The 23816-nt window shown below is 42.8% G+C and carries 17 protein-coding genes and 1 other annotated feature; of the genes, 3 read left to right on the top strand and 14 right to left on the bottom strand.

Features of this window, described 5'->3' with window-relative positions; genetic code table 11:
• From gatA to BLS20_RS04515, 5 genes are all read right to left on the bottom strand, one after another.
• Window positions 1-1476, bottom strand: coding sequence for an Asp-tRNA(Asn)/Glu-tRNA(Gln) amidotransferase subunit GatA (gene gatA, locus BLS20_RS04535; protein ID WP_090172703.1), 1476 nt, complete (start codon window positions 1474-1476; stop codon window positions 1-3).
• A 12-nt stretch (window positions 1477-1488) separates the two neighbouring features.
• Window positions 1489-1782 (bottom strand): Asp-tRNA(Asn)/Glu-tRNA(Gln) amidotransferase subunit GatC, encoded by a 294-nt coding sequence (gene gatC, locus BLS20_RS04530; RefSeq protein WP_090172700.1) that lies wholly within the window; start codon window positions 1780-1782, stop codon window positions 1489-1491.
• 12 nt (window positions 1783-1794) lie between these two features.
• Window positions 1795-2745, bottom strand: coding sequence for a hypothetical protein (locus BLS20_RS04525; RefSeq protein ID WP_090172698.1), 951 nt, complete (start codon window positions 2743-2745; stop codon window positions 1795-1797).
• A gap of 34 nt (window positions 2746-2779) precedes the next feature.
• Window positions 2780-4111 carry an aspartate--tRNA(Asn) ligase gene (gene aspS, locus BLS20_RS04520; protein WP_090172695.1) on the bottom strand — a complete coding sequence of 444 codons (1332 nt, stop codon included), beginning with the start codon at window positions 4109-4111 and terminating at the stop codon, window positions 2780-2782.
• A 334-nt stretch (window positions 4112-4445) separates the two neighbouring features.
• On the bottom strand, window positions 4446-7097 hold the full coding sequence (locus BLS20_RS04515) for a valine--tRNA ligase (RefSeq protein ID WP_090172693.1): 2652 nt from the start codon (window positions 7095-7097) through the stop codon (window positions 4446-4448).
• A 223-nt stretch (window positions 7098-7320) separates the two neighbouring features.
• Here BLS20_RS04515 and BLS20_RS04510 point away from each other — a divergent pair, with 223 nt between their 5' ends.
• The gene (locus BLS20_RS04510) at window positions 7321-7950 is read left to right on the top strand and encodes a chemotaxis protein CheC (RefSeq protein ID WP_090172691.1); all 630 of its coding nucleotides are present in this window, start codon (window positions 7321-7323) and stop codon (window positions 7948-7950) included.
• 98 nt (window positions 7951-8048) lie between these two features.
• Window positions 8049-8242: a binding site (T-box leader), on the top strand.
• A gap of 52 nt (window positions 8243-8294) precedes the next feature.
• Window positions 8295-10187 carry a threonine--tRNA ligase gene (locus BLS20_RS04505; protein WP_090172689.1) on the top strand — a complete coding sequence of 631 codons (1893 nt, stop codon included), beginning with the start codon at window positions 8295-8297 and terminating at the stop codon, window positions 10185-10187.
• Between the two features lie 67 nt (window positions 10188-10254).
• On the opposite strand, the gene BLS20_RS04500 is transcribed toward BLS20_RS04505, so the two are convergent.
• The 4 genes from BLS20_RS04500 to BLS20_RS04485 form a co-directional block, all read right to left on the bottom strand.
• The gene (locus tag BLS20_RS04500) at window positions 10255-11586 is read right to left on the bottom strand and encodes a GntP family permease (RefSeq protein WP_090172687.1); all 1332 of its coding nucleotides are present in this window, start codon (window positions 11584-11586) and stop codon (window positions 10255-10257) included.
• 444 nt (window positions 11587-12030) lie between these two features.
• Window positions 12031-12873: a DUF6033 family protein gene (locus tag BLS20_RS04495; protein ID WP_090172685.1), complete on the bottom strand. Its 843-nt coding sequence runs from the start codon at window positions 12871-12873 to the stop codon at window positions 12031-12033.
• Between the two features lie 213 nt (window positions 12874-13086).
• Entirely contained in the window at window positions 13087-13956 is an 870-nt protein-coding gene (locus tag BLS20_RS04490) for a PAS domain-containing protein (RefSeq protein WP_090172683.1), read from the bottom strand.
• A 158-nt stretch (window positions 13957-14114) separates the two neighbouring features.
• Window positions 14115-14699, bottom strand: a complete 585-nt coding sequence (locus BLS20_RS04485) for a TetR/AcrR family transcriptional regulator (protein ID WP_090172681.1) — start codon at window positions 14697-14699, stop codon at window positions 14115-14117.
• Between the two features lie 239 nt (window positions 14700-14938).
• On the opposite strand from BLS20_RS04485, the gene BLS20_RS04480 reads away from it, so the two are divergent.
• Complete coding sequence (locus BLS20_RS04480; protein ID WP_090172679.1) at window positions 14939-16426, top strand: radical SAM/SPASM domain-containing protein; 1488 nt, start codon at window positions 14939-14941, stop codon at window positions 16424-16426.
• A 974-nt stretch (window positions 16427-17400) separates the two neighbouring features.
• On the opposite strand, the gene aat is transcribed toward BLS20_RS04480, so the two are convergent.
• The 5 genes from aat to BLS20_RS04455 form a co-directional block, all read right to left on the bottom strand.
• Entirely contained in the window at window positions 17401-18057 is a 657-nt protein-coding gene (gene aat / locus BLS20_RS04475; protein WP_090172677.1) for a leucyl/phenylalanyl-tRNA--protein transferase, read from the bottom strand.
• Window positions 18058-20295 carry an AAA family ATPase gene (locus BLS20_RS04470; protein ID WP_090172675.1) on the bottom strand — a complete coding sequence of 746 codons (2238 nt, stop codon included), beginning with the start codon at window positions 20293-20295 and terminating at the stop codon, window positions 18058-18060. It abuts the gene before it with no gap.
• Window positions 20296-20595 (bottom strand): ATP-dependent Clp protease adaptor ClpS, encoded by a 300-nt coding sequence (locus tag BLS20_RS04465; RefSeq protein WP_090172673.1) that lies wholly within the window; start codon window positions 20593-20595, stop codon window positions 20296-20298.
• Between the two features lie 141 nt (window positions 20596-20736).
• The gene (locus tag BLS20_RS04460; protein ID WP_090172670.1) at window positions 20737-22170 is read right to left on the bottom strand and encodes an amidophosphoribosyltransferase; all 1434 of its coding nucleotides are present in this window, start codon (window positions 22168-22170) and stop codon (window positions 20737-20739) included.
• Between the two features lie 85 nt (window positions 22171-22255).
• A complete protein-coding gene (locus BLS20_RS04455) occupies window positions 22256-23629 on the bottom strand; it encodes an NAD(P)/FAD-dependent oxidoreductase (RefSeq protein WP_090172668.1) in 1374 nt (457 codons plus the stop codon).
• Window positions 23630-23816: the final 187 nt, after the last annotated feature.

Here is a 23816-nt window from a genome sequence, read left to right as displayed (position 1 = left end):
CTAACGTGCCTCCTTTTCTATGCCTTTGTAAAGCGGGCTGTACAAAAGCGTTCTTGTCTGTTCATACGTAAATGCAGTCTGAATAATCTTCTTTTCCTCAAAACGGTTACCAATAAGTTGAACACCAATCGGAAGTCCCTTATCATCCATACCGCAAGGCACGCTGATTCCCGGCAAGCCTGTCAGATTCACTGCAATTGTATAGATATCACCCAAATACATCTTAATCGGATCTGCCAAAGACTCTCCTAGTTTCGGCGCTGTTGTCGGTGCTGCCGGTCCGAGAATCACATCGTATTTTTCAAACGCGCGATCAAACGCCTGCTTAATAAGCGCCTTTACACGAAGTGCTTTCAAATAATAAGCATCATAATAACCGGAACTTAACACAAAAGAACCAAGCATAATACGACGCTTTACTTCTGCACCAAAACCTTCACTTCTCGTTTTCTTATACATATTATGAAGACCATCGTAATCTTGCGAGCGATAGCCATACTTTACTCCATCAAAACGCTCTAAGTTCGAACTTGCTTCCGCTGCTGCAATGACATAATAAGCAGGAATTGCATACTCTACGAGACTTAAATCAAACTCTTCCACCTCGGCACCTTGTGCTTTCAGCTCCTGTGCTGCCTTTAACACAGCTTCTTTTACCTGCGGATCCAAACCTTCTCCAAAATAGTCTCTTGGAATACCAATCTTCATTCCTTTTACATCCGCCTTTAACGCTTCTGTAAAATTAGTATCCTCGCGCTTAATTGATGTTGAATCTTTTCTGTCATATGAAGCAATCGCTTCAAGAATTGTTGCACAATCCGTCACGTCTTTCGCAACCGGTCCAATCTGATCCAATGAAGAACCGTATGCTACAAGCCCATAACGGGATACCGTTCCATAAGTAGGCTTAATTCCTACCACACCGCAAAACGAACTCGGCTGTCGAATTGATCCACCCGTATCAGAACCAAGTGCGTAAAAAGCTTCTCCTGCTGCTACTGCCGAGCAAGATCCACCCGAAGAACCTCCCGGTACATGATTCAGATTCCAAGGATTCTTGGTTGGTCCATAATAAGAAGTCTCCGTTGTGCTTCCCATTGCAAATTCATCCATATTGGTCTTACCAATGATAACAGCGCCTTCACGCTGAAGATTGAGCACTGCTTCTGAGGAAAACGTCGGATGGAAATTGCTCAAAATCTTAGATGAGCAAGTTGTAAGCATTCCTTCCGTACACATATTGTCTTTAATTGCCACCGGAACACCGGCAAGCGGTCCTGTAAGTTCTCCTGCATCAATCTTCTTTTGTACCTCTGCCGCACTTTTTAGTGCTGCCTCTTTATCTAAAGTAACAAAACTGTTTACATCCTTTTCCACACGTTCAATCTGCGCAAAAGATGCTTCCACAGCTTCTGCTACGGATATCTGTTTTTGTCCAATCTGTTTACCAAGTTGGACGGCTGTCATTTCAATCATTGTTGTCCTCCATTATTCAACAGTTCTAGGCACTTTAAAGCTGCCTTCTTTAACTGCCGGTGCATTCTTCATGATTTTGTCATGTTCGTCCTCATTTTCCACAACATCTTCACGAAAGACGTTGTTCACCGGAAACACATGCGACATTGGCTCAATCCCAGTGGTATCAAGCTCATTCAATTTATCAATATAGTCCAGCATGCTTTCCATATCTTTCTTGGCCTGTGCTTGCTCTTTTGCTGTCAATTCAAGTTTTGCAAGAATTCCAACATATTCCATGGTTTCATCCGAAATAATATTTGCCATAACAATTCCTTTCTAATCAATGGTAATCCATACATACTCGCCCATGGAATAGCTAACATCCATAACAAGCACCACCTTGTCATCTTCCATAAAAGAACTTCCATAGACTTTATATCCGCCTTTTTTCAGCAGATTGGATTTTGATTTATCAAAACCTTTAAGATCATGTACCAACTGTTTTTCACTGATACTTCCACTGCCTTTTGTCGAATAGGAAAAGACATCTTTTATCTTAAGGTCCTCGTTTGAGATTGTGTAATTTTCTGTATCAAGAAGTGTTGTCGCAACCTCAGACACGTCTGCCATGTCCTTGAGTCTCACCTTCTCGCCGGTCTGCATATTAATATTATAAGTATCGCAGTATGTATACGGCCTTGCGGTTCCATCAAGATCTTCCTCGTAAATCACGACAAGAGAAAGCAGATCATCCGTCTGCGTCTTCACTTCCCAGTTCACCGTTACATCATTATTCTTATTACGCGTTGCAATCTTTTTCTCTTGCTTAGCGAATTTCTTAAACAAAATATTCCATTCATCCTGACTGAACTCATCTTCCCAGCCGGATATCACCGGATACGTAATGGTCGTTCCATTTGCCTTATAATACGTCTCCATTTCTACGTCATAGGACGCTTCTTGTGAACTCTCATCAAGCGATTGCTCTTCCTGCGTTTCCTCACTGCTTTCCGATTGTTCCTGCTCTTCTTGTACAGACGTATCTACCGAATCCGTTTCCGACGTAGAGCCTTCTGCCTCCGTTTGCGATTCTGCCACCGGCAGCTGCTCCTCTTGCGTCGTCTCGTCTGCCACTGTAGTGGTATCTGCTGTCACAACATCTTCAAGTGGAGATACATATTCTTCGGTTCGAATTGATAGTTCATCCGTTTCCTCTGTGTTTGAACACGCTCCTAACATGCACACCATACAACCCACTACTACAATTGATACAAGTTTACGCTTCATAAGAACACCCCTGCTTCCTTAGCTGCAATACTTCTTATGGTTCTAATCGGCTCATATCTCTTGGGAAGAGGCTGACTTCTCTTACATTCTCCTCTCCAAGCATCTGCATTGTCAGACGTTCTAATCCGATTCCCAATCCTCCATGAGGTGGCATACCATGTTTGAAGGTAGACAGATACTGATCCATGCCTTCATCTGTCATACCACGGTCTGCAATTTTATCCATAAGCATCTGATAGTCATGAATACGCTGACCTCCGGTTGTCACTTCCATTCCATTATATAGCAAATCAAAGCTCAATGTATAGGTAGAATCTGCCGGATCATCCATCGCATAAAACGGTCTTTTCTTTGATGGATAATGCGTTACAAACACAAAGTCTGCATCGTATTTATCCTTGAAATATTTTCCTATCAGCTGCTCTTCCTCCGGCTCAAGATCATATGGATTTCGAATCTCGCGATTGTATGTTTCCGCTACAACCTTCTTCGCTTCATCAAAGCGAACGCATGGAATCTTATCTGTATTTGGAAGCGTTATCCCAAGCATTTTCACTTCCTGAGCATATTCCGTCTGCAGAATCTGCGTCATTTTCTGTAAAAATCCTGTTTCCATAGCCATAACATCTTCAAATCCATCTATGAATCCCATCTCGAAGTCAAGCCCCGTATATTCATTTAAATGTCTTTTGGTATTATGCTTTTCTGCACGAAAGACCGGTCCAACCTCAAACACCCGGTCAAATACGCCAACCATCATCTGCTTATAAAACTGTGGCGACTGCGCAAGCACTGCAGGTCTGTGGAAGTAATCAAGCTTAAAGATATTCGCTCCTCCTTCCGCTCCCTTTGCTCCAATCTTTGGAGTATGTATTTCTGTAAATCCTTGTTCATGAAGGAAATCACGAAATGCTCTTACAATTCCTTCCTGCACTCTGAATTTTGCACGTTCTCTCACATTTCTAAGCGAAATAGAACGATAATTCAGCTTTGCTTCTAAGGATGTCTTCATCTTCCATTTATCAATTGGAAGCGGCATCGCTTCTACCGGCGAAGACAGCACTGTAAGCGAAGAGATTCGAACCTCGATTCCTCTTGGCGCACGTTCTTCAGCCGCCAGCGTTCCCTTTAAAGAAACCGTTGAACCATTATGAATCTCAGATAATTTGAATCCAGACTTTCCTTCTTCATAAACACACTGCAAAAGTCCTTCTCTCTTACGCAGAATCACGAATGCCACCTCACCCATATCTCGAATGCTGTGCACCGATCCTTCTACCGCAACTTCACTACCAATTAACTTTTCATCAAGTAAATCAGTAATTTCAAAAACATCTTTTTTGTTAACTCCTGTTAAAAAATCCATATTCATACTCCTTTTTTATAAGAAAAAAAATCCCGGCAGACTATAACCATCTGCCGGGACGGGATTACTTAATCATTCCCGCGGTACCACCCGCGTTAAGAGATTCTCTCATCTCTTCTCTTGAAGACTTAACGCGCCTAACGTGCTGACCTACTCTTCCTTCAACCAGCCGGCTCCGGAGTGTTCCTGCATCGCTCTCTTCCAAACAGCGCTCTCAGTCGGTGACGCTGTATTCCTGTCGGCCTCTAAGCAACCAAGTCTCCTTCTTCGCTTTTTACATATAACGCACTAATCTTAGCATAGCGATGTCCAAATTGCAAGGACTATTTCTTTCCTACAACTGTGCAAGCTGTGCTTCTACCTGCTGCATCAACTGTTCATATTTGGCAAGCTTATCCTTTTCTTCCTGCACCTTTGCTTCCGGTGCCTTTGATAAGAACTTTTCATTCGAAAGCATTCCTTTAGAACGCGCAAGCTCTTTTGTAAGACGTGCCTTTTCCTTCTCAAGACGTTCTCTTTCTTTTTCAAAGTCAACCAGTTCTTCAAGCGGAATATAGATCACGCAATTTAAACAAACAATCGAAACTGCACTATCATCAATTCCCGTCTTATCTGTCTGCACTACGATCTCACTGGCGCTTGCAAGTGCCTGGTAGGAAGACTTAAGTGCTTCAAAGGTCTTGGCCTTATCCGCATCATTTGCAACGATAATAACCTTAGCCTTCTTGTTCTGCGGAACGTTCATATCGGTTCTTCTTGCACGTATCGAACGAACCATCTCTTTGATTTCCTCAATGGTTGCAGCCTCTTTTTTGAACTCCCACTCTTCTTTGTATTGTGGCCATTCGCTAATCATAATGCTTTCTTCCTGCGGAAGAAGTGTGCAATAGATTTCTTCCGTAATAAACGGCATAAACGGATGCAGGAGTTTTAATGCTCTAGACAGAACCGTCTTAAGCACCCACAAAGCTGCATTTGCCGGTACCGGCTCTTCTTCTTTCCTATATAAACGAGGTTTTACAATCTCAATATACCAATCACAAAATTCATCCCAAATAAAGTCATATACTTTCTGAACGGCAATTCCAAGTTCAAAGCGATCCATGTTTTCCGTCATTTCTTTTGCCAGTTTATTGACTCCGGATAAGATCCACTTATCTGCCGTTGTAAGATCTTCCTTACTTGGAACCGTCACTTCCTCATCTCCAAGATTCATCATAATAAAACGGGATGCATTCCATACTTTATTGGCAAAGTTACGGCTTGTCTCAACACGCTCCCAATAGAATCTCATATCATTACCCGGTGCATTTCCCGTAACCAGTGTAAGACGAAGTGCATCTGCGCCGTATTTATCAATCACTTCCAGAGGATCGATTCCATTCCCCAAAGACTTACTCATCTTGCGGCCCTTGTCATCTCTTACAAGACCATGAATCAATACCGTATTAAACGGTGACTTTCCGGTATGTGCATAACCCGAAAATACCATTCTTACTACCCAAAAGAAAATGATATCATAACCGGTTACCAATACATTGGTTGGGTAAAAATAATCAAGATCTTCTGTCTTATCCGGCCATCCAAGTGTAGAAAATGGCCAAAGTGCGGATGAAAACCAGGTATCAAGCGTGTCCGGATCTTGCACAATCTTCTTACTCTTACACTTCGGACACTCACATGGTGCATTCTCTTTTTTGGCTACTACCATCTCGCCACAATCCTGGCAATAATATGCCGGAATCTGATGTCCCCACCACAGCTGTCTTGAGATACACCAGTCGCGAATGCCATCCAGCCAGTGCATATAAGTCTTATCAAAATGCTCCGGAACGAACTGAAGCTCTCCGTTCTTTATCGCTTCCTTTGCAGGCTTTGCAAGTTCTTCCATTGCTACAAACCACTGCTGCTTTGCCATAGGCTCAATGGTTGTGCCACATCTGTCATGTGTTCCGACATTGTGATCATGATCTTCAATCTTCACTAAAAGTCCTTGCTCATCAAGATCGGCTACCATCTGCTTTCTTGCTTCATAGCGATCCATTCCCTGGTATTTTCCACCATTTTCATTAATGGTTGCATCATCATTTAACACATTAATTAAAGGCAGATCATGACGCTGTCCTACCTCAAAGTCATTCGGGTCATGTGCCGGTGTGATTTTAACACAACCGGTTCCAAACTCTTTATCTACATATTCATCTGCCACTACCGGAATTTCTCTTCCAACCAACGGCAGAATTAACTTCTTACCAATAAGATCCTTATAACGCTCATCTTCCGGATTAACAGCTACTGCCGTATCTCCAAGCAGCGTCTCCGGTCTTGTCGTTGCGATTTCCACAAAGCGTCCTTCTTCTCCGGCAATCGGATAGTTAATATGCCAGAACTTGCCATGCTGAAGCTCATGCTCTACCTCTGCATCCGAAATAGAAGTCTCGCAGACCGGACACCAGTTGATGATTCGGTTTCCTTTATAAATGTAGCCCTCGTCAAACAGTTTTACAAAAACTTCTTCTACTGCCTTTGAGCAGCCTTCGTCCATCGTGAACCGCTCGCGATCCCAATCGGCAGAAGAGCCAATCTTCTTAAGCTGACTTACGATACGTCCACCGTATTCTTCTTTCCAGTCCCAGGCTCTTTCTAAAAACTTCTCTCTTCCAAGATCTTCTTTCGTAAGTCCTTCTTCTTTGAGCTTGTCAATAATCTTTACTTCTGTAGCTATAGAAGCATGATCGCATCCCGGCTGCCACAATGCATTATATCCCTGCATTCTTTTATAGCGAATCAAGATATCCTGCAAAGTATTATCCAGCGCATGTCCCATATGAAGCTGCCCCGTAATATTTGGCGGCGGCATAACAATGGTAAATGGCTTCTTAGATCGATCTACCTGTGCATGAAAATATTTTTTTTCTTCCCATTTTTGATAAAGTCGATCCTCAATATCTTTTGGATTATATGTTTTTCCAAGTTCTTTACTCATGATTATTATCTCCTTTGCGGACTTTTGCCCATAACTCGTTATATTATAGCACAGATTTTTTGCGCTGCCTATGTTTTCATATTTCCCCATATTTTACTCTTCTTTCCGTGCAAGATTCACAAACTAATTTTTACCTTTTTTTCCACGAAATTATAAATATCTCATTTTCTTTTAATAGGACTTATGATATACTTAATCTAAAATAGTGTATAGGAGGAAGATTATGGCATTCACATCTTTAGAACAATTAAACGAGATGCATTTGGACGTGCTAACAGAAATCGGAAATATCGGTTCCGGTAATGCAGCAACTGCACTTGCAACTTTACTAAATAAAGTAGTAGATATCGAAATCCCTCAGATTTTCCTGTTGGATTATGAAAAAGCAACCGAAATTCTTGGCGGTAAAGACCTGAAAGTACTTGGAACTTCCATCGATTTTGAGGGTGATTTGAACGGAATGATGCTCCAAATCACGCATCAGGATTTTGCAAGTGCCTTAATTAATACATTTTACGAAAGGCAATTTGAATCTCTTGACGATTTTAATGACATGGATTTTTCTGTTATGCAAGAAACCGGCAACATTACGACTGCTGCTTATGTGAATTCCATTGCAACAATGACAAATACCTATATCAATATTGCCCCACCTAAAGTCGGGATTGATACCGTAGGTAATTTCCTCGATAACGCTTATAACAGTTTGTCATCTGCCGGTCGACAGGTTTTATACATTGACGAAACCCTGTTTATTCAAGGAACATCGATTAAGAGTGCCATGGTTATGATTCTAGAACTGAAGTCTACGGAATTATTATTTGAAAAACTTGGAATTGCAATCGAATCATAGATGATGTTCATTGGCACTGCCTGCGGGCAGTGCTATTTTGTTTTCCCCAGAAACACTTGACAAATGCAGGCTCTACCGATAAAGTAAATAAGGAATATTACAAATCGCTGATGAGGACAGTAGCTTATATGGGCGTCCCAGAGAGAAGTCGGTGCTGCAAGACTTTACGATCATATGATGCGAATACCACCTCGGAGAGATCCTTAATCGGATACGTCTGATCACGTTACGATCCTAACTAAGTGGCTGCATTGCAGCAATTTGGGTGGAACCGCGAGAAATCGTCCCAATTCGTTTCTACACGAATTGGGTTTTTTTATGCAAAAGAAAAAGGAGAAAAACACATGGAAAAAGAAGAATTCTTAAGCTTATATCGCCATTCCCTGGCTCATATTCTTGCCAAGGCTGTGATTGAGATTTATGGAAAAGAAGTACAGTATGCCATCGGACCGATGATTGATGACGGTGCATACTATGATTTTGTATTGCCGGAAGGCAAGACCATTACCGAGTCCGATTTCAAAACAATCGAAAACAAGATGCGCGAAATCATCAAGCGCCGCGAAGACTGGACTCGAAAAGTCGTTTCCAAAGAAGAAGCCTTAGAACTATTCAAGGATCAGAAATACAAAATCGAACTCATTAAAGATCTTCCGGACGACGAAACCATCAGCATCTATTATACCGGAGAGGATTATGTCGATTTATGTCGCGGACCTCACGTTGAAAATTCCGTAGATCTTATGAACGTCGCATATAAGGTGCATGCCTGTTCTATGGCTTACTGGAGAGGCGATGCCAAACGCGATCAGATGCAGCGTGTTTATTTCTACGCATTTCCAAGCAAAGATGAACTCAAACAGCATGTAAAACTGATTCAAGAAGCAAGAGAGCGCGATCATAAGAAGATTGGCGCTCAGCTTGACTTATTTACCTTTAACGAATCCGCACCTGGCATGCCGTATTGGCTTCCTCGTGGTTGGGAGATGTACAAAACACTTATGCGCTATTCTAGGCAGTTGCAAAAGAAACATGGATATACCGAAATCTCCTGCCCGCTTATTAACAACAAAAAACTGTGGCTTGTCAGCGGACACTGGGCTCATTATCTTAACAATATGTTTATTGTTCCGGGTATTGACGGATTTGTAAAAGCAGATGCCGACTTTGACGATATTGCCGAACAGGCTGATGAGATGAGTACTTCTACCCAGGCTCACCTTGAGAAAGGCACTCCTCTTTACAACAGAGAAAATATCGATACCATGGCAGCAAAACCAATGAACTGCCCGAATGCCATGATGGTATTTAAAAGAACCACACATTCCTATAAAGATTTGCCAATTCGTTACAGTGAATATGACGTGCTTCATCGTAAAGAAAAATCAGGTCAGATGAACGGTCTGTTCCGTGTACAGGAATTCCGTCAAGATGATGACCACACTTTCGTTATGGAATCACAAATCAAAGACGAAATTGCGGATATCATCGCAATTGCAGATGAAATCTATAGCACTTTTGGTGTTACGTACCGCGCCGAATTATCCACAAGACCGGATGACTTTATGGGCGAAATCGAAGTATGGGATCGTGCCGAAGCCGGCCTCAAGGAAATATTAGATGAAAAATACGGCGAGGGCGGTTATGAAATCAATGAAGGCGACGGTGCTTTCTACGGCCCAAAAATCGACCTTCAGATCAAGGACGCTCTTGGAAGAGAGTGGCAATGCGGTACGATTCAGCTTGACTTCCAGCTTCCTCATAACTTTGGCTTAACCTATACCAACCAGGAAGGCAATCCTCAAATGCCGGTTGTCATCCACCGTGCCATCTATGGTTCTCTTGAACGTTTCATCGGTATTATCATCGAGAACTTCAAAGGCGCAATGCCATTTTGGTTAAATCCTTTCCAGGTCGGTATCGTTCCAATTATGGAATCACACAATGACTATGCCAAGGAAGTGGAACAGGCATTAGAAAATGCCGGCATCCGTGTAGAAGCTGATTATTCCGACAAAAACATGCGTCCAAAAATCAAGAAATTCAAAAATTATAAAGATCCTTATATCCTGGTTCTCGGCGATCAAGAAGCCGCTAACAAGACGGTATCCATCAATGTCCGTGGTTCAAATAAGCAGATTCAGAATGTACCTCTCGACACATTTGTTGCAATTTGCAAAAAATTAAACGAGGAACATACACTTAATCTTCCACAGACAGAAGAAGAATTCCAATAAACCAACTACAAAGCCCCGCTTATACACACTGCATAAGCGGGGCTTCTTTATCCAAACTTTCTTTTGATTACATTGCAATTCCCCATACAACAACCAAAATAATCGTTGCCAAAACCGGAATTACAACCGAGGTCACGAAAATATCCTTATATGATTCTTTATGCGTACAATGAGACACCGCCAACAAGGTAATGATTGCTCCGTTATGCGGTAACTTATCCAGTGCTCCGGCTGCAATCGCTCCAATTCTATGAAGCAACTGCGGACTGATTCCCAGATTATCCGCCATCGCTAAATAATTATCTGCAAATGCAGACAGCGCGATTGACAATCCGCCGGATGCTGAGCCGGTTGCTCCGGACAAGACCCCTGTAGCAAGAGCTTCCGATAGCAATAAGGATACCGGATTCGAAGTACTTCCAATTAGCAATCCCGTCAAGAGTACGAATCCCGGTACAATCTTAATAACAGACCCGAATCCAACCGCACAAGCCGTGTTCATCATCGCCGTAACAGAGCCTTTTGCCCCTTCCGTCAACGCATGCGGCACTTCCTTCATCATATTCATATTAAACAAAAAGCAACAGATGATTCCTAAAATCAGTGCAATTACAATATTTAGGTCCAAAATATTCAGTGTTACAAAAACAACGATCAGCGGAACAAGCCCAGACAGCCAATGCCATGATGGCTTTTTCTCATCCTCATTTGCAATACTCATCTGCGGATCCGGCTCAAAATGCTTTCCTGACTTTTTTGCTGATTTTACACGTCTGTTCAAATACAGGTATCCCGGAATTCCGATTAACAAAGCAGCGACTATTCCCAGCACCGGAGCTGCTGTAGCATCTGTTCCATAATAATCCATCGGTATCAGATTCTGGATTTGAGGCGTTCCCGGAATGCATGTCATGGTAATCCCCATCGCTCCAAATGCAATCACCGCCGGCAACATATGCCTTGGAATATCTGCTGCTTTGTAAATCTCATATCCCATGGGATACATGATAAAGACAACAACAAATAAGGATACTCCACCATACGTTAGTAGCATACATGGTATCAGCACTGCAAGCACTGCCATCCGAGTCCCAACCAATCGTACAATTACTTTAGCAAGCGAGCTTGCGGCTCCGGTTATATCCATAACTTTTCCGTAGATTGCACCAAGCAAAAACGTCGGGAACCAGGAAATAAAATATTCTCCAACGCCCTGCATGTAATCTACCGTATAAGAAGAAAGAAGCGTCCTATCTTCTCCAAGACCGGCCGCGCACGAAAACAGCACCACGACAAAGGCGCATAAAGGAGCTACCCATATAATAGAATGTCCTTTATAAGCCAGGAAAATCATCAGTGCCAGTCCGACAAATATTCCTACAAGCGATAACATATCCATATCCTAATAAACCTCTCATATCTTTCAATTCTCGTTCCTATATTATAGCATTTTACCGCTACAAAACCAGCCCCCAGCTAACGGCCAGCATATGCCTGCTACTCTTCCTTTGGTAATCGCCGCATTTTTTGATTCTCTCTCCCTAATCAAGGGAATTTCGAAAACAAAAAACGCAGCAGCCACATGACTGCTACGCTAAAAAAGTCGAACATATCGGTTGTTACTTCATCCTTTTGTCAAGACTCGCTCGCGAGTCTTGCGCGCCGGATTCGGGTCTGCTTCAGCAGACAAATTCCTGTCCGAATCCGTGCGCATCCTCGCGGAGCATTTAACTCAGTCGGAGCTTGTACCCCGACTGAGTATAGTTTGTCATAACCCCCACCTACGCTAACGCTTAGAGGTGGGGGATTTCTCCGACTGAGTTAAAAACAACGACCCTTTATTTTATCCTGCAAAATCAATATTTTGTCCGCGGTTTCTTTCTTCTTGTGTCCGAACACTATTCGTCAGATTATCATAAGCATATGCCGCAACCTTGTCATACAATCGCTCCGGACTTTTCGCTGTAAAAAGCACATATTCTTGTTCTTCTTTTGGCTCAACATCCTGCGTCTTTGCATCCGTGGTTCGCTTTCGCTGCTGCTCTTTATTCGCTTTCTTATTCTCCTCTACGCGGTCTTTTCGTCTTTCCTCTCGTTTCTTTTCGATGCGTTTAGACTGTGCCTGCGTAGCCTTCTCAAGCGTTGCAAAATACTTCATAGAGCCATCTGCGCCAACGGAAATACCATAGTTTTTCACATTCGCACCTGTGCTTGCAAGTGAATCCTTAGCTGCCGCCATCTGACTTTGCGCCATAGAAATAATGCCTTCGTATTTCTTTCGAAACGATTCATCATTTGCCATCATCTCTAGTTTTTCTTCATCTATCAAGACAACCATCTTATTCGCATTGCCATATGCTGCTGCATTAGCCTGAACCTGAGACTTCATATCTTTGCTCACCAGAATAAACTGTGCGCCGGAGAACTTGTTTTTCAGCTCCTCATAATAGCTTTTTGCCTCATCCGACAACTGAACCTCCCCGATACTAAGTCCATATCCTTCTTTTGCGACCGGCACAAGTGAACTTGATGTATCAATTGGTTTCCATGATTGTGTTTGTATCTTCTCATCTGCTACCGGCGCAGTCTTAGACGATTGCTTCGTTGCATCTTTTTGACTGGTTTTATTTGTTTTCCAATTCTGATTCATCTGCTGATAAGCAGATATTCCGCTAATATTAGACATCATCTCTACCTCCTTGTAAAGCCATTGTTAAGACTCGCTCGCGAGTCTTGCGCGCCGGATTCGGGTCTGCTTTAGCAGACAAATTCCTGTCCGAATCCGTGCGCATCCTCGCGGAGCGTTTAACTCAGTCGGAGCTTGTACCCCGACTGAGTTGAAACATCCATGTCTCTATTATGTATATCGACGTCTTAAGCGATATTCTTTACTATATCTTTATACGTGATAATGCTCATCAATATCAATGAACATGCCAACGAACCCCTTCGGTGTTCCATCCTCTCGTCTCGCAGGCTTTCCTGCTGCCCGAAACCAGCACAATCCTTTCTGTCTGGTTCGAATACGAAATTCCTCATCAAAGGCCAGTTCCCCTGTCTTATCATCAAGCACTTCCCGGAGTTTATCCTCAATCCGCTCCCGATCCTCATCATGAACAATATTCAGCAATGCCGACAGCTTATTTGGAAAATCCTTCTCATCCTTATATCCAATCATCTGTCGAAAGACTTGACTCCAACTAACCTTTTGCGCCTCACCATCTTCTCCAAATTCTATATTCCACGGGCCTGAATGCAACACTTCATGAAGTAATTCCATCGACTCTACCTTCAAGCGATATTGGTTGAGTTCTTTTTCTGTCTCAATCAGTCGCTTATCTATAATCTTCTTTTCGCTGTAATCCTTCATAACATAAGGTCCGCGCTCATCATGACTTAACAGCGTTACATAAAAGACATCTCCAAAGACAGGATCATTCACAAGCCTTCCATTATCCAGTACATAAACTATCCTCCCATACTTTGTAATAATACGATAGTCCACATAGTCACAATTGTCCGTCTCCTTTGAATCAATCTGACTCCAGATTTCTTTTTGGACGCGACTGTAATCTTCTGCATAGACCATCCCCTTGAAACCTCCATTTGTCAATTTCAAAAAATCCCCAAAATCATCACATTCAAACATCTTAATCAGATTCTGATTCGCATATATTATATGTCCTTTATCGTGCGCCTCGTAAATCAAAAATGCCCCCGGCATACGCTCTAACATCGTCTCGTAATAGTCTTTATACACAATACTCATATAACTAACCTCGCACACTTCATTAGTACAAATAGCCCAATATAATTATACATCAGCTCCCTTCTTTTGTATATACAATTCGCGATATTTGCATTTTATTTTTTCACAACAAAAAAGCTTTCGTCCTCATATTTTGAAGACAAAAGCCATTCTCTTTCTTAATCAACCGGAAGCTTTCCCGTCGGAAGTTCCGTCTGCTCTGCACCTTCCTCCATAACAGAAATTCCTTTCATGGACAATCCGTATAGAAGCTTTCCTACATATTCAATGTCATCCTTGCAGCCATCTGCTACCCAATTTTCCAAAATTGCAATAATTCCTCCGGAAATAAAAGAATACGCATAATCTTTTACTTTCTCATCTGCCTTTGGATACAACTTATCCCAAACTCTCATACTGTTACTATAACCAAGATAAATTAAATGCTTTAAAAAGGAAGCATCTCCATATGGCCCGATCAATGCCGAACACACATCTTTATTTTCGTCTATGAGTTTTAATAAATCCTCATACCAATGATCTGTTGTAATGGATATTAGAACATTTTCAAACAGCTCATTTTGAATCGACTCCGAAAGAGCCATAACATCATCATAATAAGTATAAAAAGTACTTCTATTGATATCCGCTAATTTACAGATATCCGTTACGGTTATCTTTTTTATCGGTTTTTCAAGCAATAATTCGTAAAAAGCATCCCGAATAACCGTCTTTGTGTATTTTGTTCTTCTATCCTTGGTCATATGCAGTTCTTTTCTCCTATCTATAAGTAGTATATTTTTCCCTATTTCCAACACTCAAAGCACAATTTGTTGGAAAACACACAAAAAATTAATAATTGATGGTTGTCTAACACAACAAACGCATTATAATATACAGTAGTTAGAAAATCAACAGGTGTTGTTTATCCGACACGTGATTTTCATCAAACAACTATTGTTTTTGTAACCATCGTTACAGATTTGAAAGGGGAAACATTTTTATGGCAAATATAACACACACTATGCAAAGAAAAGCATTTAGTGCTGCAATTGATGTTGCTTTAAAGCGTTTGAACAAAGACAGAGAAAAAGGTCTTCTTCAGATTATTGAATTGGCCAAAAAATTTATGGGTGACAATTTTACTGATGAAGCTTTTGAGGGAGCCAAAAAACTTGCTACTGACAAAAATCACAAATGGAATAAATTTGTAAACAAGATGTTAGACGAACTTGATCCAAATGTTGCTAAGATGACAGCATTAAACCTTGGTTTTGAAGCTGCCTTCCATGGAACCAAAACCATTCGTCATATGAGAGAAGTACATAACTGCAATATACCATGGCTCATCTTGATGGATCCAACAAGTGCCTGCAATCTTCGCTGTACAGGATGCTGGGCAGCAGAATACGGATATAAATTAAATCTTACTTTTGAAGAAATGGACTCTATCGTTACACAGGGTAAGGAACTTGGTGTATATCTTTATATGTTCACCGGTGGTGAACCACTCGTTCGTAAGGACGACATCTTAAAATTATGTAAAAAACATCGTGACGTTGCTTTCCACAGCTACACAAATGGTACCTTAATTGACGAAGAATTCTGTAAAGAAGTTCAAAAAGTTGGTAACCTGTCCTTCTCTTTGAGCTTAGAAGGCTTTGAAGAAGCCAATGACGGTCGACGCGGCGACGGAATCTTCAAGAAGGTTCTTAATGCTATGGATCTTATGAGAGAATATGGCTTATTCTACGGTTGTTCAGTTTGTTATACAAGAAAGAATTTAGATGCGGTTACTTCTGATGAATTTATCGATCTTATGATTGATCATGGATGCCGCTATGCATGGTATTTCCACTACATGCCGGTTGGTAACGAGGCTGATACGGAATTATTATTAACACCTGAACAGCGTGTATACATCTATAATCGTTTGCGCGAAATTCGTGCATTTGAGGGCGGCAAACCAATCATGCTTATGGACTTCCAAAACGATGGCGAGTTCGTAGGCGGTTGTATTGCCGGTGGTCGTAACTACTTCCACATCAATGCAAATGGCGATGCGGAACCTTGCGTATTCATCCACTATTCCGGAGCAAACATCCGCAAGAACACACTTCTTGAGTGCTTAAAGCAGCCATTATTTATGGCTTATCGTGATGGTCAGCCATTTAACGATAATATGCTTAAACCTTGCCCGATGCTTGAGAATCCGGAAAAACTTCGCGAGATGGTTCACAAATCAGGTGCTGTTTCTACCGACTTACAGTCTCCTGAAAGCGTGGAACATTTAACAGAAAAATGTCAGCCTTATGCGGATTCTTGGAATGAAGAAGCTGACAGACTTTGGGCTGAGAATCCTCACGTTAAGAGAGGTTACATCAACTACAAGAAAGAAAATCTTGATGGATTCTTAGAGAGAAACAAAGAAGTCATCGAAAGTGAAAATGAAACGATTGACAACAAGGAAAAAGTTGCTTCTAATCGATAAATCAAAACACGGAAGGAAGAACTGCTGAGTGCAGTTCTTTCTTTTTTTGTCGTCGTTTTGTTTCGGTTGTGAAGAGGGGGGCGCTCCCTTCAAGGCATACTATTTTCGCCTGCACCGACCCGCCGCTGTTCGGTTCTTTCCTGCGCATCTTTGTTTCGCTCGCCGTCGCCCGTGTTCTGCTAGGATTGGTTGTGGTAGGTTTAAAAGAAATGACCTGCTGTGCCTTCGGCACACCTTACGGGATAATCAAACCGTCGCTTATGCAAGCCAGCTTGCAGACACGCCGGTTTCCTTATCCCTATGTCTGCTTCGCAGACAAGTCATTTCTTTATGTTATCCGAAGCAGCCACGGTTCGCCCGCAGCTCGCTATCGATGCTCGTCAAGAACCGGCGGCTCTCGATGTGCATTCGAAAATGTATCCTTTCCGGTCGCTGGTGAATTCCCAGCCGAAACTGCTACCAAGGTGGTTGCAGCCGAAACGATATTCCTGAGAATGGGGAGATTTGTGTCTTTTGGGCTCTAATACGCCGGCAAAGTTACAAAAGATATCTCCCGGCGCAGCCCCGCCCCCTCCCAAGTGGATAGTTCTGCGGCGCGGGCACCCTCGCTTTCGACTGGTGGATACATTTCGACAAGCACGTCGAGAGCCGCCAGATTTTTACGAGTATCTGATACTCGCCAAACCGAACCGAGGCTGCCTCCGATTGCGTAAGGAAATGGCCCGTCTGCGCAGCAGACATAGGTATGGAAAAGGCTAAGGATGCAAGCTTGCTTGCAGTACCTTAGCCTTTTTTAGACCGCAAGGTGTGCCGAAGGCACAACGGGCCATTTCTTATAAGATTATCATCACCCCCCTAGCAGAACACGGGCGGTGGCGAGTAAATCAAAGGATACGCAGTAAAAATTTGATTAGCGGCGGGTCGGTGCGGGGAGAAATCGTATCCACAGGAGAAAGCAACCTCCCCCCGCAGAGCTACCACTTGATTCCCTCACGCAGCATCCCCTTATATTCCTCCCACTCCACATACTCTCCGCCCATACTCTCAAGATGGTCGGTGTGAAATTGACAGTCAATCATCAAAAAATCATTATCCTCTAAAATCTGCGCGAGATAAATCAGCGCCAACTTAGAGCCATTTACGCTTTCAGAGAACATGCTCTCACCGAAAAAACATTTGCCAATGACAACGCCATATAATCCTCCGGCCAGTTCATCATCTACAAAAGCATCGATACTCATCGCATATCCGATCTTATGAAGCAGGCCATACGCCGCCTCCATATCATCCCCAATCCATGTGCCGTCCTTTTCATGTTCACGCTTAAGCCGGCATCTGTGCATCGTGTCAGCGAAATCCCGATTTATCTGCACTTGCACCTTGTGATGCTTCATGAATTTCTTCATGGATTTTGAGATATGAATTTTGCTTGGCCTAATGATGAAACGCTGCCTAGGACACCACCACAAGATCTCCTCACCCGGATTGTACCAGGGGAAGATTCCGTTGGAATAGGCGAGCAGCAGCCTCTCTAATTTCAGGTCGCCGCCAAAGGCGAGCAGACCATCCTCTCTTGCAAGCTCGGATTTTGGAAATGAAATTTCCTCCGTCAGCTGATAGATAGGTCTCACTTATTTCTCCCCTGCTTTCTTTGACTTCTTTTTAAGATGAAAGGTGAAAGAATCCTGCTTCGCATCAATCTGGCAGGCGCCACCTTTTTTCAGTTTCCCATAGAGCAACTCGTCAACCAGAAGCGTTTTAACTTCATTTTGGATGATGCGGTCCATATTTCTGGCGCCGTACTCCTTGCTGATTCCCTTTTTAAGAAGCAGCTGCGTTGCACGCTTAGTGTAAGTCATTTCTACCTTCTTTTGCAGCAAGAGCGCTTTAAGTTCACCAAGTTTTTTCTCGGCGATTCTGCTTCCCATCTCCTGCGTCATGGAAGAAAAGACCACAATCTTATTCAAACGATTCCGAAATTCCGGAGCAAATAGACGCTTCACCTCATCCGTAATCACATCCGGCGTTGTATCGCCACTTTCAAATCCGATGCCCATCTTGTCAAGACGGCTGGCGCCTGCATTGGACGTCATAATAATAATGACATTACGAAAATCCGCCTTTCGGCCCTGGTTGTCTGTCAATGTTGCATAGTCCATAACCTGAAGGAGTACGTTAAAAATATCTTCATGCGCCTTTTCCATTTCATCAAGAAGCAACACGCAAGAAGGCATCTTGCGGATGGCCTCGGTTAAAAGGCCACCATCTTCGTAGCCGACATAGCCGGCCGGTGAACCAATCAGCTTCGCAACCGCGTGTTTTTCTCCATACTCACTCATATCAAAACGCACCAGAGAAATGCCAAGTTCTTTTGCAAGACATTTTGCAATTTCTGTCTTACCAACACCGGTCGGACCGGCAAATAGAAAGCTCGAGAGCGGTTTGTTTTCCTCTAAAAGACCGGCTTTTGAGAATTTGATGGCGTTTACAACCTGCGAGACCGCCTCATCCTGTCCGAAGATCTGAGAGAGCATACGCTCTTCTAAGGACTTTAAACCGTCCTGCTCAAGCTCGTCGGCCGTCACCTGAACCGGTACCCGACAGATACTCGTCAGCACTTCATTGATCAGGTCTTTGCCGACAGACTGGCGCTTTTGATCGAGCGGATGAATCTTGCGATAAGCACCCGCTTCGTCAATCAGATCAATTGCCTTATCCGGCAAAAACCGCTCGTTGATATACTTTTTACTCATGGAGACGGCATATTCAAGCACACCCTTTTGATACTTGACACCGTGATACTTTTCGTAATTTGGTTTTAAGCCCTCTAAGATCTTCACAGTCTCTTCCTCCGAAGGCTCCGCAATCTCCACATTTTGAAATCTTCTTACAAGGCTTTTGTTCTTCTCAAAGTAACGCTTGTATTCTTCAAATGTCGTCGCGCCGACAAAACGAATCGAGCCCTGTGCAAGATACGGTTTTAACATATTAGAAGTATCAAAGGAACCCTCTCCAACAGCTCCGGCACCTGTCAGGTTGTGGATCTCATCGATGTAGATGATAGCCTTTTCTTCTCGGCTGATTTCCTTAAGAAGCTTCTTTAGACGCTTTTCTAAGTCGCCCCGGTACTGCGTACCTGCAAGCAAACTTCCAAGATCCAACATAAAGACACGTGCGCCCTTAAGTTGCTCCGGCACTAAGCCCTTCTCAATGCGCTGCACCAGACCATACATCAGCGCCGTTTTCCCTACGCCCGGCTCTCCAATGTGAATCACATTATTCTTCTCTTTCCGGCACAGAATCTGAATAGTTCGTTCAAGCTCAGCTTCACGACCAATCAAAGGATTCACGCCTTCTAGCATATCGTTCATGCAAGGAGCATATTGCTCATAGGTTGATTCCTTCTTTTCTTGATCCGGAATTTGTTGCTCACCGGCTCCCCAGTCTTCACCTTTTTCTTCAAGAAGTGCCTGAAGCAGTTCCACTTCTTCCACGCCTTGCAGACTCATATAATAAACGGCATAACAATCCTGGAGTTGCCACATTCCCCTGACAATATGCTCGAGCTCAATCACGTTACGCCCACTGTACTGCGCCGAACGCTGCGCCGCCACAAGCATCTCCCCGGCCTCTGCGGAGAATTGCGCCGTTGTCGCCTTGGCATCGGTTACATATTCTTTTAAGTACTCCTTCAAATCCTCTTCTAAAGCTGCCACATCTCCGCCACACTCCACATACGGCTCATAGAATGATGCCGTTTCACACAGCGCAAGTAAAATTACTTCCGGTGTCACATATTCATAGTGCGCATCATGTGCACATTTAATTGCCCGTTCCATAATCACGGACACCAGTTTTGATAAATTCATCTATGCTTCCTCCATGGTCATACGAAACGGAAAACCTTCTGCCTTGGCACGGTTCATCGATTCTAATATTCTGGTCTTGGCAATATCATAAGGATATACTCCAACCACTGCGCTCCCTTTTTGATGAACACTCATCATAATCTGCTCCGCTTCGATCTCATTTTTATGGAATATCCGAACCAGAATATCCACCACGAATTCCATCGTCGTAAAGTCATCGTTATGCATGATAACGCGATATCTCTTTGGCTCTCTGATTCTGCTTTTTGTCTGTTCCTTTGCCGCTCCTTGTGTTGCCATAGCCGCTCCTTTCTTTTCCTATATTTTAATCGTTTTAACCGGCAAGTTAAAGTCTCACTTCCTAAAATAATCTTCTTCAAAACCAAAAGACATCGAAGGCATGAGACGATAAGCCCCTGCTTTCGATGTCCTGTAATTTCTTTATTCAGCTCCATCCCAGCAATAGGTGCAAAGCTTACACTTTCCTAATCCAATTGCCTCTACCATATCATCCAATCTGTGATAATGAAGGGATGTAAAATCTAATTGCCTGCGAATCTCTTCTAACATATTCGCATACTGATCAGAATCCGGATCTGTATACTTGGCCAAAATAGAATCCGACGGATTCATTGTTCCTTCCAGCTTCTCAATCATCCTGCGAGTAATCAGCTCCGCTTCGGAATTCGATCTGGAAAAATTCAAATATTTGCATCCAAAGACCAACGGCGGACATGCCGGCCGGATGTGAACCTCCTCAACGCCGCTCTTGTATAGATACTGCGTTGTCTCTCGAAGCTGCGTACCACGAACAATGGAATCATCAATCAGCAACAGCTTATTTCCCTCTAACAATTCACGAATCGGTACAAGTTTCATCTTGGCAATCAAATCACGCCGGCTTTGAATTGTAGGCATAAACGAGCGCGGCCAGGTTGGCGTATACTTGACAAATGGTCGCGAATACGGCACGCCTGATTCATTGGCGTAGCCAACGGCATGTGCAATACCCGAGTCCGGAACGCCTGCAACCATATTCGGTTTAATTCCTCTTGTCATATCCCGTTTGGCAAGTTTACTACCACATTTGCATCGAACATCTTCGACATTGAGCCCTTCATAAGTAGATGCCGGAAATCCATAGTAAATCCACAGAAAAGAACACACCTTCATCTCATCAAGCGCCGGTGCAACTGTCTTAATTTCCTCCGGATCCACAAAGACAATCTCTCCCGGTCCTAATTCCTTCTTCATCCGGTATCCCAGATTCAAGAAAGAAAAGCTCTCAAAGCAAATACAATGCGCCGCTCCTTCTTCCGTCTTTTTATATCCAATCTCAACCGGTGTTCTTCCATACTTATCACGCGCAGCATAAATCCCGTCTTTTGTCATCAGCATCAAAGTCATTGAGCCATCCACAACATCTTGCACATAACGAATCCCGTCAACAATCGTATCTTGTTGATTAATCAACGTTGCAACAAGCTCTGTAGGATTGATATCGCCTCCGCTCATCTCCAGAAAATGTGAGTGCCCCTTCGCAAATAAATCATCCGCAAGCTGCGATGCATTATTAATCTTACCAACCGTTGTAATGGCATATGTTCCGTGATGCGAACGAATAATCAGTGGTTGCGGCTCATAATCTGAAATACAACCAATTCCAAGATGCCCTTTCATCTTCAAAATATCTTTATCAAATTTTGGTCGAAAGTTCGTGGTTTCAATACTATGAATCGCACGATCAAACCCATTCTCCGTGCCATATACTGCAAGTCCTGCTCTTCTGGTCCCAAGATGTGAGTGATAATCCGTTCCATAGAACAGATCAAAAACGCAATCATCCTGTGATGCTACTCCAAAAAATCCGCCCATTAAAATAGCCTCCGTTTCGATTAATCTTCCAATTAGTTATTAAGCGTTCTTATCTTACCATGCAGCCACCATATCTGTCACGTATTTATACACCGGTAATCTTTCTCGCAACATGCACTCCACTTGCAGATGCATGCGACAAAGAATGCGTAACGCCACTTCCATCTCCAATGATGTATAGCCCCTTGTGCTTACACTCTAAGTTCTCATCTACTTTCACTTCCATGTTGTAGAACTTAACTTCCACACCATACAACAGTGTATCATCATTCGCAGTTCCCGGTGCAATCTTATCAAGTGCGTAAATCATCTCTATAATTCCATCCAAAATACGCTTTGGCAGTACGAGACTTAAATCTCCCGGCTCTGCTGCCAGCGTCGGAACAACGAAGTTTTCTTCTATTCTTTTTTTCGTACTTCTTCTACCTCTTGTCAAATCACCAAAACGCTGTACGATAACGCCTCCGCCAAGCATATTGGATAATCTCGCAATACTTTCACCATATCCGTTGCTGTCTTTAAACGGCTCTGAAAAATGTTTTGCAACAAGAAGCGCGAAGTTCGTGTTTTCCGTCTGCAGCTTCGGATCTTCGTAGCTATGGCCATTTACCGTAATGATACCGTTCGTATTTTCATTTACGACACTTCCGCGCGGATTCATACAAAACGTTCTTACCTTATCTTCAAACTTGTCTGTACGATACACAATCTTACTTTCATACAGTTCGTCTGTCAGATGCGAAAAAATCTCCGCTGCAAGTTCCACACGTACGCCAATGTCCACACGATTAGAACTAGTCTCAATATCGAGCTCATTACAGACTTTTTCCATCCATTTGCTGCCGCTTCGTCCAACAGAAATGATACACTTGTCGCATCTATACTCTCCGTCTTTCGCTACTACAACATATCCATTCTCAAGCTTTCTTACGCTTTCCACACTATTATCAAAATAAAAATCCACCTGTTCTTTCAGATGATTATAAAGGTTCTCTAGAACAATATAGTTAACATCCGTTCCCAAATGTCTGACTGAGGCATCTAAAAGCTTTAACTTGTTTTGCATACAAGTCTTTTTAATATCAGAACCGGTTGTCGAGTACAGTTTCGTGCCCTCGCCGCCATATGCAAGATTGATTTCATCAATATACTCCATCAATTCAATCGCCTGTTTCTTACCGATATATTCATGAAGTGTACCTCCAAAATCATTGGTAATATTGTATTTTCCATCTGAAAACGCGCCTGCTCCGCCAAATCCGCTCATGATCGAACAAGATGGACAATTAATACAAGACTTAATCTTCACCCCGTCGATTGGGCATTTTCTCTTCTCAAGACTATGACCGCTTTCAAATACAGCCACTTTTAGATTCTGATTATTTTTCTTTAATTCATATGACGCAAAAATGCCCCCTGGACCTGCGCCAATAATAATAACATCATACTGCTTACTCATCTTTTTCTCCCTTACTGAATATATCTTGATTTCCAAAAAAAAATGCCGCAAATAGAAAGCTACAATCCTTCATCGGACTATAAACAACTATTCACGGCAGCATGTTCGTCTCTTGTAAAACCATATCTTTTTTACCATAAAACAGGGTTTATTGTCAAGTTTTCTAAAGGCGGGCTAAGAGCACACC

This window comes from Eubacterium oxidoreducens (genome assembly GCF_900104415.1).
In the GTDB taxonomy this organism is placed as follows: Bacteria; Bacillota; Clostridia; order Lachnospirales; family Lachnospiraceae; genus Eubacterium_C; species Eubacterium_C oxidoreducens.
This window is presented reverse-complemented; position numbering and strand designations above follow the sequence as displayed.